5 protein-coding genes are annotated in these 14,582 nt (G+C 40.3%); 3 read left to right on the forward strand and 2 right to left on the reverse strand.

Annotation, left to right across the window (positions count from 1 at the left end; translation table 11 throughout):
* Positions 1-2 precede the first annotated feature (2 nt).
* Both J0L69_09075 and J0L69_09080 read left to right on the forward strand, forming a co-directional pair.
* Positions 3-980, forward strand: a complete 978-nt coding sequence (locus J0L69_09075) for a GNAT family N-acetyltransferase (GenBank protein ID MBN8693338.1) — start codon at positions 3-5, stop codon at positions 978-980.
* Positions 973-1,932: a glycosyltransferase gene (locus J0L69_09080; protein MBN8693339.1), complete on the forward strand. Its 960-nt coding sequence runs from the start codon at positions 973-975 to the stop codon at positions 1,930-1,932. The genes J0L69_09075 and J0L69_09080 overlap by 8 nt, the downstream gene beginning before the upstream one ends.
* Here J0L69_09080 and J0L69_09085 read toward each other — a convergent pair.
* Positions 1,929-6,287 carry a gliding motility-associated C-terminal domain-containing protein gene (locus J0L69_09085; GenBank protein ID MBN8693340.1) on the reverse strand — a complete coding sequence of 1,453 codons (4,359 nt, stop codon included), beginning with the start codon at positions 6,285-6,287 and terminating at the stop codon, positions 1,929-1,931. The genes J0L69_09080 and J0L69_09085 overlap by 4 nt on opposite strands.
* 238 nt (positions 6,288-6,525) lie before the next feature.
* On the opposite strand from J0L69_09085, the gene J0L69_09090 reads away from it, so the two are divergent.
* The gene (locus J0L69_09090; GenBank protein MBN8693341.1) at positions 6,526-7,626 is read left to right on the forward strand and encodes a DegT/DnrJ/EryC1/StrS family aminotransferase; all 1,101 of its coding nucleotides are present in this window, start codon (positions 6,526-6,528) and stop codon (positions 7,624-7,626) included.
* A 62-nt stretch (positions 7,627-7,688) separates the two neighbouring features.
* Here J0L69_09090 and J0L69_09095 read toward each other — a convergent pair whose 3' ends face one another.
* Positions 7,689-14,513, reverse strand: a complete 6,825-nt coding sequence (locus J0L69_09095; protein ID MBN8693342.1) for a gliding motility-associated C-terminal domain-containing protein — start codon at positions 14,511-14,513, stop codon at positions 7,689-7,691.
* Between the last annotated feature and the right edge of the window lie 69 nt (positions 14,514-14,582).

Consider the following 14,582-nt stretch of genomic DNA (forward strand, 5'->3'; position numbering starts at 1 on the left):
AATTGATAGCAGTAAAACCATATACGAACGATTTAAAAGAGGAATGGAATACATTTGTGGCCAATGCCGACAATTCTAATTTTCTGTTCAATCGTAATTTCATGGAGTATCACAGTGATCGCTTTACGGATGTATCCGTATTACTTTATGATGAAGATGCTCTTGTTGGAATTTTTCCGGCTAACAGAAAAGAAAACACAGTGTTTTCCCATCAAGGACTCACTTATGGAGGTTTGGTTTTAAATGAAAGAAGAAATGTAAAAAAGCTCATTGAATATTATCATTCAGTTTTTTCTTATTTCTCATTATTAGGTGTTACTGAAATTGTTTATAAACCAGTTCCCTCCTATTTATGCAAAACGGTGAACGACTTAGAACATTTTGTTTTGAATATTTTAAACGCTCAAGTTAGCAAAGTGGATACAGCGTTTGTGATAGATTATAAAAATGAAATTAAGTTTCAGGAAAGAAGAAGAAGAAGTGTAAAAAAAGGAGAAAAGGTTAACACGGAAATTAAATCTGATAATGATTTCGCGGCTTACTGGAACCATATTTTAGTTCCGAACTTGAGGGATAAATTCGGTTCAGCGCCAGTACACAGCTTGGAAGAAATTACATTATTACATGCGCGCTTTCCGGAACAAATAAAACAAGTGAATGCCTATATCAATAATGAAATTGTTGCCGGCGTAACATTATTTGAGTTTAACGGATGTGTTCATTGTCAATATATTTCCTCAAACGATTACGGCCGCGATTCAGGAGCTATTGATTTACTATTTAATAATTTAATACATTTATATCAGAAAGATAAATTGTTTTTTGGTTTAGGAACTGCCAATAACAATGGGAATGACATTAATATTGGTTTGTGTGAATGGAAAGAAGGTTGGGGCGCTAAAATTCATGCGCAGTTCCACTATCGATTCAAAACCGAAAACATTAACGCATTAGAACGTTTTTTTAAGAGCCATGCCTAAAATAAGTATCATAACACCATGCTATTTTAACGGCGATAACATTCCCGTTACTTTTCCGGTATTATTGGAGAATGAAAAAAACTTTCCGGCAGGTACAGAAATTGAATATGTTTTTGTAGATGACGGTTCAAAAGACAACACTTGGGAACAATTAAAGAAAGTTCACCAAGCGCATCCTGATAAAGTGAAAATCATAAAACTGGCCCGTAACTTCGGTGCAAATAATGCAAGTTTTACCGGTATTTGTCATGCAACCGGCGATTGTTGTGTGATTCTATCAGCCGATTTACAAGACCCGCCTGAACTCATTCCTCAATTATATGCACATTGGCAAAAAGGATATAAGTTAGTGTTAGCGCAAAAAGCAAACCGTGAAGATTCCTTTTTAACGAAACTATTCTCTAATACATATCACAACCTGGTTAGAAAATGGATTTTAAAAAATGCGCCAAAGGGTGGCTTTGATTTATGGTTATTCGATAGAGCACTCCGTGATCAGATTGTAAAGATGAATGAGAAGAACTTCCACCTTCCTACTCTTTTCATGTGGATGGGTTTTGAATACGTTAGTATTCCGTATACACGCCGTAAACGCGAAATTGGAAAATCAGGATGGACCTTCTCTAAAAAGATGAAAACCTTCATTGACAGTTTTGTGGCATTTACCTATTTACCATTAAGAATGATTAGTGTTGTTGGGTTTGTTTTAGGTTTTTTAGCTTTGGTTTATGCTGCATCCATTATCATCAACCGCTTTGTCAATGGTATTAATGTGGAAGGATGGAGTTCCTTAATGCTTGTATTATTATTCGTTTCTTCTTTCATTATGATTTCATTAGGAATCATCGGTGAATATTTATACCGCACATTCGATGCCGCGCGTAACAGACCAAATTTTGTAATTGATGAGAAATTTGGTTTTGAAAAGGACAATGCTTCTCCGAATAATTAGTATTGAATAACTACATAACCTGTAACGGGTTTATGTTCTCCATCCGGAAACTCTGCAACATAAAAGTATGTTCCCTGAGGTAACTTCCCCTCACCAAACTTGAAAGATGAAACATTCGGTATTCCATCCCATGTATTATCATACTCATCTTTTTGATATACTTTGTTTCCCCACCTATTAAACACTGATAAATTTACTTTTGTGTTATATAATCCCTTAATCACAAATAAATCATTAACACCATCCGAATTAGGAGAAAAACCTGTAGGTATCTCCAATGTATATTCTTCTAAACATATCTCAGTTACAATATTATCATCGAGTGCACTTCCATCCCCGTCTTCGTCCCAGATAAAACCGTTATTAGAACTATCTGCAAGAGATAATATATTGTAATAAGTACCATTGCCAATTACAGTATTTTTAAATGGACAAAACACACCATTTGCTGTTACCTGCATCTTGAACACTATAGTATCCCTTGCAAATGCAAAGAGAGTACTGGATGATGCTTTAGTTATTTGTATATCACTTGTTCCATTAAAAGAGGGATTTATAGCAAGCCCGCTACTTATCGGAGTCAATGTTGGCGTCCCCACAAGGGAAAAGGTAGTTGGTAATGGGAAAGCAGAACTAAGGTTTTCATTCAGTGCTATATTTGTGATATTTACGCTACTTGCATTAACTGCAGTTAAAGTAAATGTTATGTCATAAATACCGTTCTTATATTGCGGCGTGCCGGCAGCTTTAGTTATACCGAAAACTTTGTTACAATCCACTGATGTAACCGATACTGTAGTGGAAGAATAACAATCACCAACACCACCTATAACCGTAAATTGCTGTGAAGAAGAAATAGGCACACTAATTACACTACCACTTAAGCTTCCCGGCATCCAAGTATAGGTATTAGCCTCATTAGCAGTTAATGTAATTGGTAGCGATGAACCTTCACAAACAACGGTTTGATTAGTAACTGCAACAACGGTTGGTACAGGTGATGCGGTTATAGAAACCGAAGTGACACCTAAGCAACCCTCAACGCTAACACCTTGCACTGTATACACTGTTGATACCAAAGGCGTCACAGTTATCACAGAACCTGTTAAAAATCCTGGCGTCCAAGTATAAGTATTTGCCCCGCTAGCTGCCAATGATGCTGTTTGTCCTACGCAAAGTACAGACGGGCTTGATGTTGTTGAGATTACTGGAATTGGATTAACCGTTAATGAAATTGTTTTTGTATCTGAGCAAATACCATTTAATCCGGTAACAGTATAAACAATTGAGCCGGAAGGCGAAACAACTAATACACTGCCTGTTGTTATTCCCGGATTCCAGACATAGGAAGGAGCTCCAAAAGAAGTAAGCGTAACTGTTGTACCGGCACACATGGTATTTTGTGTTGCAGATAAATTCAATGATGGAGTTTGTGTAACTAATACACTAATTGTTTTTGTATTAATACAACCATTAATATTCATTCCGGTAACTGTAAAAACTGTTGATGAAACCGGGTTGGCAGTAACTGTTGATCCTATTAATGAACCCGGACTCCATGTATAATTATTTGCCCCACTAGCTGTTAATATTACAGTGTTACTTGAACTGCAAATATTACCAGAACTGCTTAAAGGAATAACAGTTGGATTAGGAAAAACACCTAACTGCACTGTGTTTGTATTTGTACAGTTAAATGAATTAACCCCGGTTACAGTATAAATAATAGTTGCTGTAGGAGTTACAATAACGCTTGAACCGCTCAAAGAGCCAGGCATCCATGTATAAATAGTTGCATTTCCCGAAGATGTTAATGTTGCACTATTACCCTCACAAACAGACGCAGTATTAGAAAAGGCTGTAACAATTGGCCGAGGATTTACAGTTAAGGAAATTGTTTTTGTGTCCGAACAAACACCCAGTGTACCACTTAATGTGTAGGTAGTAGATATAGTTGGTGTAACGGCCACCGTTGAACCAATGAGTCCACCTGGATTCCAAGTATATGTCGAAGCACCGCTACCTGTTAAAGTAACAGTTGTTGCAGAACAAAACATCAAAGCACTTGAAGATGTATTTAATGTAGGAGTTGGCGATACAAAAATTGATACGTTATTAGTACTCTTGCATCCAAAAACATTTTCACCGGTAACTGTATAATTAGTTGTTGAAGTAGGACTCACAACAACAGTTGAACCTGTTAAACCTCCCGGATTCCATGTATACGTATTACCACCTCCTCCTGTTAATATTACCGATGAATTAGATGCGCTACAAATGTTAGTAGTACTTGCACTAGCTGTTATAGAAGGTACAGGATTTACATTTAATGATACCGTTTCAGTACTTGTACAAAGTCCGTTAGCTCCAAGCAAAGTATACGTTGTTGTAGTTGTTGGAGAAACAACAATTACACTATTTGAATATGGGCCCGGAGTCCACGTATAATTAGCTGCTCCGTTTGCAGTCAAGGTCGCAGAGCCACCGGTACAAATAGCTGCATGACTTGCGAGTACATTTAAAGTAGGAGTTGGTATAATTAAAACACTAACGGTTTCTGTACCTGTGCATCCAAAAGCGTTAGTTCCTGTAACTGAATAAATGGTTGTGGATGTTGGATTAACTACAAGATTATTTCCGTTTAAATTTCCAGGATTCCAAGTATAAGAAGTAGCACCGGATGCTGTTAAGGTAACCGATGAAACGGAATTGCTACACAAAGAGGCAGTGCTAACAGCGACCGAGAGTGTTGGTACAGGGTTCGTTAAAACCGGTATTGTAGAGGATGTGCTACATGCCTCATTAGTTGCAAGTACGGTATAAGTAGTAGTGGTACTTGGTGTAACGACAATTGGATTACCGCTAATATTACCCGGCATCCATGTGTAATTTAAGGCTCCTGTGGCTGTTAATGTATACGGACTACTAGCACATGCTACGCTTGGTGAATACGCTAAACTAATACTTGGTGTATTAAAAACGTTAACAGCAATTGTATTAGTTGATACACATGCTCCACTTGTACCTGTAACTGTATATGTAGTGCTTACTGTTGGTGAAATAACTAGTGAATTTCCCGTAAACGCTCCCCCATTCCATGTATAACTGCTTGCACCAATGCCGGTAAGTGTTGCATTAAAGCCGGCACACACAGATGTTGGGGAAAGTACCGCACTAACGTTTATATTTTCCGACATAAAGTTAGGCAAGCCCCTGGTTAATAGCACACCCGGATTAACATTAACGGCATTAAATGAAAATGAGCATGCTGCTCCGGCGGCATTAGGATTATTTACAACGTCAAGAAATTTATTTGAACTTCCAGTCCTTGTAGCATAAATTTTATTGTCAGGACCAAGAGCCAGGGTGAAATAAAAATAACTGCTATTCAAAACATTTACTACATATTGGGAAGATAAAATTGCCGCCTTATTCCATAAGGAAACATCCAATTGAATTAAACTTGACTTTTGAAGCGTAATATTTTCATCTGTATGCGTAACATATAACTTCGAGTTGTCGGGCGAAAAAATTAAGCCGTAAGGTTGAAATTTGGTCATACCTAAGTCAGCTGTGCTAATTGAAATTGAATTAGTGATAACACCAGTAACACGATTAAAATCGAAAAGTTCCAGCAAATTTGTAAAGTCGTAAATTGAAACCGCCAACTTGTTACCATCGTTTGAAGCCGCCATACATCCTACAGTTTCATACGAGAATGTTGAACCGTTATTGTGAAATGAGCCTATATTACTAATTACCGGCATCCCAACACCAGTGATTGTGATTGGAAAAGCGTAAAAAGCATTTGAATTAAACTTATGCGTTATTACCCATGAATCAGTTCCATTACATGACCTAACAGCAACAATTTTCTCTGTAACCGGAGCGGACAAAAGCAAGGTGTTCTTTATTGTTACAGCTCCCAAACCTCCATTTAGCGTCATGTCAACTACTGAATAATAAGCGCCAATATTAGGACCTGCATATCCCCCCTGATCGGTAGTGAAAATATAATACTTATTCGTATCATTCGGAAAGGGTACAATGACAGCCGATTGGGTAGAAGAATTATCACCATTCAATCCGGTTCCGTTTAACATAACAGTATTGTTCCTTGTCCATACAGTTGCTCCGTCTGTATAAAACAATAATTGACCCGTTGTTGAACTACTAATTGAAGCGCCTCCCTCAAAAGCATTAATCATACTCGAATAACCAATCGGAACACCAGTACTAAAACTTAAAGCACATGAATTGCCAAATTGCCAATTCCACTTATCTTTCCTTAAATTAATTTGGGAAAAAGTGACCTGAACAAAAAAAAGTAAAAATAAAAGCTGTAATTTTCTCATTTAAGAAACTGAAAATCAAATATATTAAAAAGCTTCTAATTCATAAAATTTCACTCTCTAAATAACAGATTAATTAATAGACATTTACAGTATATAAATTCAGCTATTTACGTGCAAATATAATTAACGCTATCACCTCCTCTCTGCCGATAATAACATCAATGATTTATCATTTTGTTTAAATCATCCTTTTATTAAAAAATAATTGAGCTTATATTTGATTACAATTGTTCTAAACATGCAAATACCTTTTTTATCTTTTAAAAAAATGCACGATCAGGTAAAACCTGACATGATGAAAGCATTTGAAAAAGTTTACGACAGCCATTGGTATATTATGGGCAATAGCCTAACTACCTTCGAAAAAAATTATGCTGCTTATTCTAAAACAAAATATGCTGCGGGTGTTGCCAATGGACTGGATGCAATTATCATTTCTTTAAAAGCTTTAGGCGTGGGGCCGGGCGACGAGGTAATCGTACCATCGAATACTTACATTGCCACTTGGCTGGCCGCGTCTTATGTTGGAGCAACACCTGTACCGGTTGAACCGAATCCTAAAACCTATAACATCAATCCTGATTTAATAGAAAAAGCCATTACTAAAAAAACAAAAGCCATTATTCCTGTTCATTTATATGGTCAGGTATGCGAAATGGATAAAATAATGGCAATTGCAAAAAAACATAATCTTTATGTAATTGAAGATAATGCGCAAGCTCAAGGTACTTATTGCAATGAAAAAATCTCAGGAAGCTTTGGTGATATTAATGCTACCAGTTTTTATCCGGGGAAAAATTTAGGCGCCATTGGTGATGCCGGTGCCATTACAACAGATAATGAAGCATTGTACAAAAAAGCATGCGTAATTCGCAACTACGGCTCACAAAAAAAATATTATAACGAAATTAAAGGTATCAATTCACGATTAGACGAATTACAAGCTGCTTTATTGGATGTTAAACTTCCGGTAATGGATAGTTGGAATAAAGAAAGAAATGACATCGCAGAAAAGTTTTCTACACAATTAAAGGGTGTTGGTGATTTAATTTTACCTTATTTAGCTGAAAAATGCACAAGCAATTTTCATCTCTATGTTATCCGCACAAAAAAACGTAACGAATTACAAGAGCATTTAACTAAAAACGGAATCGGCACATTAATCCACTACCCTGTTCCACCACACTTACAGGAAGCTTACAAAGAAATGAATTTTAAAAAGGGAGATTTCCCATTAGCTGAAGAAATCGCGGAAACCTGCTTAAGCCTGCCAATGTATCCGGGATTAAAAGATGAAGAAATTAATTACATTGTTCAAACTATTAAATCTTTCTATTAATCATTATCCGTACAAATAAAAAAGGCTTCCAGTTGGAAGCCTTTTTTATTTTCTAGTTGATTCTAGTACTGTAATACTACATAGCCTGTCACAGGCTCTGTTTCTCCATCCAGGAATTCTACAATATAGAAGTAAGTCGCCTGCGGTAATTTTTCGTTACCAAACTTCACGGAAGAAATATTCACAGTTCCATTCCAAGTATTATCATACTCAGGATTCTCATAAACTTTATTTCCCCAACGGTTAAACACAGTTAACTTTACTTTACGTCCGTTTAATCCTTTAATCACAAATAAATCGTTCACACCATCCGCATTTGGCGAGAAGCCGGTTGGAATTTCCAAAGTATACTCCTCAAAACAAACGACAGTCATAGTATCATTATTAGTTGGGTCGCCATCTCCATCCGGATCCCAAATGAATCCATTGTTAGAACTATCCGCCACCACTACACTGCCGAATTGAGTCGCAAATCCAATAACTGTATTCTTAAAAGGACAAAATACTTTATTCGGCGTTACTTTCACTTTAAATACAATGGTGTCTTTCCATAATGGTAACAATGTACTTGTTGATGGTGTTGTTAAACTAATATCGGTTGAACCATTAAACAATGGATTGATGGTTAAACTGCTTCCCATCGATGTAACAGAAGGCGTTCCAACCAAAGTATAAGTAGTTGGTAAAGGGAAGGTATTATTTAAATTCTCGTTAAGCGTGATGTTTGTTAAACTTACCGTCGACGCGTTCACAGCAGTTACTGTATAGGTCACTTCATAATCTCCGTTCACAAATACAGGTGTTCCGGCAGCTTTCGTTAATCCGAATACCGTGTTGTTACAGTTAATCACTAACACGCCAACCGTTGCCGTAACATTACAAGCGCCATTATTGCCGGTAACAGTATATACAGTTGATGTTGTAGGCGAAACAACCGCAACCGAACCCGTAATCGCTCCCGGCGTCCATGAATAATTCGTCGCGCCGGTTGCTGTTAAGGTTACGCTGGTTAATGATGATGTACACATTAATGTTGGTGTTCCGCTAACTGAAATAACAGGCACGGCTGAAACATTGACATTGATGGTACTTGCACCAATACATCCGTTAGCGTTGGTTCCTAACACTGTGTAAGTTGTTGTGGTGCCCGGACTCACCGTAATAACTGTTCCTGTTATTGCACCCGGATTCCAGGTATATGTTAGTGCACCGCTTACGGTTAATGTGGTTGTATCTGCAATACAAATTGCACTTGGTGTCGCAACCGTAGTTAAACTTGGTAATGCATTCACACCAATCGACGTGGTTGCTGTGCTTACACATCCTGAGGCATTACTGCCAATAACAGTATAAGTTGTACTAACGGTCGGACTCACTACCACACTCGTTCCTGTAAGTGCTCCCGGATTCCAGGTGTATGTTATCCCGCCTCCTGCTGTTAAAGTAGCGCTACTTCCCGAACAAACAACCGAATTACTACTTGCTACTGTTATCGTTGGATTAGGATTTACAATTAAGTTTAATGTTTGAGTAGATGTACAAATTCCGTTAGCACCCGTTACAGTGTAAGTTGTGCTTACAGTTGGAGAAACAACAACATTAGTTCCGGTGCTTACACCTGGATTCCAAGTATAACCGGTAGCTCCACTTGCTGTTAACGTTGCAGATCCACCAACACATAATACGGTTGGTGAACTTGTAATTGTTAATGTAGGAGTTGGTGTGACTAAAACACTGACAGTTCTGTTACTGATACAACCTACAGAGCTTGTTCCAACAACTGTATAAACTGTTGTAGAAGTTGGAGTAACGGTTGTTGTACTGCCACTCATACCTCCAGGCAACCACAAATAAGATACAGCTCCGGTAGCTGTTAATGTTACTGTTGTAAGTGAAGCACTACAGATATTCGTAGGACTTGCTGTTGCTGTAAGTGTTGGATTTTGATTCACCACTAAGGTTACTGTTCTGGTGTTTCTGCAACCTGTAGCATTTGCTCCCGTTAAGGTATATGTGGTCGTTATTGTTGGTGACACCACAGCATTACTTCCTGTTAAGGAGCCCGGCATCCAGGTATATGTTAAAGCTCCGCCTCCAGTTAAAGTAGCACTGCTGCCGGAACATATCGCTGTAGGACTTACCACTGCTGTTACCGTTGGATTTGGATTTACGATTAAGGTGATGGTTCTGGTACTTGAACAAGCTCCTGTGGCTCCTCTCACTGTATAAGTTGTACTTGTAGTTGGTGTTACAACGATACTCGATGTTGTTGAACCACCCGGATTCCAGGTATAGCTGGTTGCTCCGGTTGCACTTAATGTAGCACTGCTTCCAACACATATCGCGGTCGGACTAGCCGTTACGTTTAATGTTGGGGTTGGAGTTACCTGTACAGTAACGGTTCTCGTACTGCGGCAGCCTGATGCGTTTGCACCGGTTACTGTATAAATTGTGGTTGTTCCAGGTGTTACTACAGTTGTCGCTCCTGTTAATGCACCAGGCATCCAGGTATATGTTACCGCTCCGCTTGCCGTTAATGTTGTGCTGTTGCCTGAACATATAGCGGTTGGTGAGGCACTCGCTGTTAAAGTTGGATTTGGATTTACGATTAATGTAATTGTTCTGGTACTTGTACAAGCACCATTTGCTCCCGTTACAGTATAGGTGGTTGTTACCGTTGGTGACACAACCGTTGAACTACCTGTTAATGCGCCAGGATTCCATGTATATGTTGTAGCACCCGTTGATGTTAAGGTAGCTGAACTTCCTGCACAAATTGCTGTTGGGTTGCTTGTTGCTGTTAAGGTTGGTGTTGGTGTTACCTGAACAGTAACGGTTCGCGTACTGCGGCAGCCTGATGCGTTGGCACCGGTTACTGTATAAACTGTTGTTGAACTTGGACTCACCGTTGTTGTAGCTCCTGTAGCTCCACCAGGATTCCAGGTATAGCTCACTGCTCCTGTTGATGTTAAGGTAACTGTCGTTCCTGCTCCACTACAAATGTTTGTCGGACTTGCTGTTGCTGTAAATGTTGGATTTGGATTCACAACCAAGGTTACTGTTCTTGTGTTTCTGCAACCTGTAGCATTTGCTCCTGTTAAGGTATAGGTTGTGGTAATTGTTGGTGACACCACTGCGTTACTTCCTGTTAAGGAACCAGGCATCCAGGTGTATGTTAAAGCTCCACCTCCGGTTAAAGTAGCACTGCTACCGGAACATATCGCAGTCGGACTTACCACTGCTGTTACTGTTGGATTTGGATTTACGATTAAGGTGATGGTTCTGGTACTTGAACAAGTTCCTGTAGCACCTCTCACTGTATAAGTTGTACTTGTAGTTGGTGTTACAACGATACTCGATGTTGTTGAACCGCCCGGATTCCAGGTATAGCTGGTTGCACCGGTTGCACTTAATGTTGCACTGCTTCCAACACAGATCGCAGTCGGACTAGCCGTTACGTTAACTGTTGGGGTTGGAGTTACTGATACAGTAACGGTTCTCGTACTACGGCAACCTGAAGCGTTTGCACCGGTTACTGTATAAATTGTGGTTGTTCCGGGTGTTACTACAGTTGTCGCTCCTGTCAATGCGCCAGGCATCCAGGTATAAGTTACCGCTCCACTTGCCGTTAATGTTGTGCTGTTACCTGAACATATAGCGGTTGGTGATGCACTCGCTGTTAAAGTTGGATTTGGATTTACGATTAAAGTAACGGTTCTCGTACTTGTACAAGCACCGTTTGCACCTGTTACGGTATAGGTGGTTGTTACTGTTGGTGACACCACCGTTGAACTACCTGTTAATGCACCAGGGTTCCATGTATATGTTGTAGCTCCCGTTGATGTTAAAGTCGCTGAACTTCCTGCACAGATTGCTGTTGGGTTGCTCACTGCCGTTAATGTCGGAGTTGGTGTTACCTGAACAGTAACGGTTCGCGTACTGCGGCATCCTGATGCGTTGGCACCGGTTACTGTATAAACTGTTGTTGAACTCGGACTCACAGTTGTTGTTGCTCCCGTTGCTCCACCAGGATTCCAGGTATAGCTCACTGCTCCCGTTGATGTTAATGTCACAGTTGTTCCTGCTCCACCACAAATGTTTGTCGGACTTGCTGTAGCAGTCAAAGTTGGATTTGGATTCACAACCAAGGTTACTGTTCTGGTGTTTCTGCAACCGGTAGCATTTGCTCCCGTTAAGGTATATGTGGTCGTTATTGTTGGTGACACCACAGCATTACTTCCTGTTAAGGAGCCCGGCATCCAGGTATATGTTAAAGCTCCGCCTCCGGTTAAAGTAGCACTGCTACCGGAACATATCGCAGTCGGACTTACCACTGCTGTTACTGTTGGATTTGGATTTACGATTAAGGTGATGGTTCTGGTACTTGAACAAGTTCCTGTAGCACCTCTCACTGTATAAGTTGTACTTGTAGTTGGTGTTACAACGATACTCGATGTTGTTGAACCGCCCGGATTCCAGGTATAGCTGGTTGCACCGGTTGCACTTAATGTTGCACTGCTTCCAACACAGATCGCAGTCGGACTAGCCGTTACGTTAACTGTTGGGGTTGGAGTTACTGATACAGTAACGGTTCTCGTACTACGGCAACCTGAAGCGTTTGCACCGGTTACTGTATAAATTGTGGTTGTTCCGGGTGTTACTACAGTTGTCGCTCCTGTCAATGCGCCAGGCATCCAGGTATAAGTTACCGCTCCACTTGCCGTTAATGTTGTGCTGTTACCTGAACATATAGCGGTTGGTGATGCACTCGCTGTTAAAGTTGGATTTGGATTTACGATTAAAGTAACGGTTCTCGTACTTGTACAAGCACCGTTTGCACCTGTTACGGTATAGGTGGTTGTTACTGTTGGTGACACCACCGTTGAACTACCTGTTAATGCACCAGGGTTCCATGTATATGTTGTAGCTCCCGTTGATGTTAAAGTCGCTGAACTTCCTGCACAGATTGCTGTTGGGTTGCTCACTGCCGTTAATGTCGGAGTTGGTGTTACCTGAACAGTAACGGTTCGCGTACTGCGGCATCCTGATGCGTTGGCACCGGTTACTGTATAAACTGTTGTTGAACTCGGACTCACTGTTGTTGTTGCTCCCGTTGCTCCACCAGGATTCCAGGTATAGCTCACTGCACCCGTTGATGTTAATGTCACAGTCGTTCCCGCTCCACTACAGATATTCGTCGGACTTGCGGTGGCGGTAAGTGTTGGGCCTGGATTTACAACAAGTGTTACCGTTCTCGTATTACTACAGGTTGCATTAGCACCCGTTACAGTATAAGTTGTTGTAATAGTTGGAGTCACCACTACGTTAGCCCCGGTTAATCCACCGGGATTCCATGTATAAGTAGTAGCTCCCGTGGCACTTAAAGTAGCCGGAGAACCTGCACAAACTGATGTTGGAGTAGCGCTCGCATTAACGGTTGGTGAAGGTATTACAGACACTGTTATTACCGTACTGCCAGTACAAACTCCAGTCACTCCCCTAACGGTATAAGTGGTGGTAACGGTTGGGTTTGCGATAACAGAAGTTCCCACTGAAGAGGATAAAGTAGCAGAAGGCGTCCACGTATAATTCGTGGCACCGCTTGCGGTTAAAGTAACTCCGGGACCTGCAGAACATTTTACAGGGTTAGCAGGTGAAACACTAATTGTAAGAGGAGCTATTGAACTGGTTACACTGATTGTGCCGGTGCCAAGACATCCCGTAACCGGATTTCTAACTATAACGGTATACACACCTGCGGCATTTACAATTGCGGTGGATAAGTTATTTGGCCCAACAACACCCGGACCTGTCCAAGTGTAAGTATGGGGTGCTGTATTAGGTAAAACAGATAAAGTAGCGGCTGGACTTGTACAAGTTAAATTTCCTGATTTAGTTACTGTAGGAGTGATAACTGAACCGGCATTAATAACAGTATAAGTTATGCTAGCTGATTTTGTAGGACAACCCGGACTTGTCATGTTACACGTATAAACACCGGATGCAGTTACATTCACGCTAGCATTATTCACTGATGTTATAATTCCGGGACCTGACCAAGTATAAGTTACAGGTGTTATGGAAGCAGGAACTGTTGTGGTTAGCGTTACCATTGTATTTGTACAACTAATGGAAGCGTTTGGCGTAGCAGTAATCGTAGCAGGGAAATCAGTACGTAAATAACAAGAACCGAAATCGCCGGGAGCCGGATAAGTAGAAGGTGTTAAAGTAAAGTTGACAGTTGTGCCTGAAATTACACCAACATAATAACCGGTACCGTTGTTGGCAGTCACTGTATTTCCAACGATTGCAAAACCTCCACCGGCTCCTGCCGTAGCAATACCTGTTACAGCGTAAGAACAAGTTAGAACTCCCAATGAGTTGTAAACATGTAATCCTTGAGGGTTTTGTGTACGTAAATAATAAAAATTATCCTGATCATCACCCACCAAGTCAAAAGGTCCGCCCGCGGCTAGTGCAGGAATTGTAGCCAATAAAACTGCCGGGCCTGTTCCATTCCATCTCCAAACTTGTCCGCTACCTCCAACAATATTATATAAGAAATTTTTACTTGCGCCAGGATTTACAGCTGCGGCCACCCCCGCAGATTGTCCGGTGTTAACCCAAATTGCACCATTATGGTACCAATAGTTTCCGGCAGAGGTTGTCCAATATGTTGGATTTGGCGCAGGAAAACCGAAATTAGGACCAATTGCTAAACCTGCTCCCGGAACGTTAATCGCAGATAAAGTCGATGTATTAGGAATGCCTGTTGAACTCTCATACATCGTAGTTCCGGGCATTGCATAATAATTATTACAGTTTGGTAATTGTGCAAATGAAACAAATGCGGCAATTGAAAAAAGTAGCAGATAAATTTTCTTCATATTCTTAATGTCGTTTCGTTAACCGGGGGAGACAGTTAAAGAGTATCCAAAATTAAAAAAATGCAGGAA

Source organism: Bacteroidota bacterium, from assembly GCA_017303905.1.
GTDB lineage: Bacteria > Bacteroidota > Bacteroidia > B-17B0 > Aurantibacillaceae > JAHEYG01.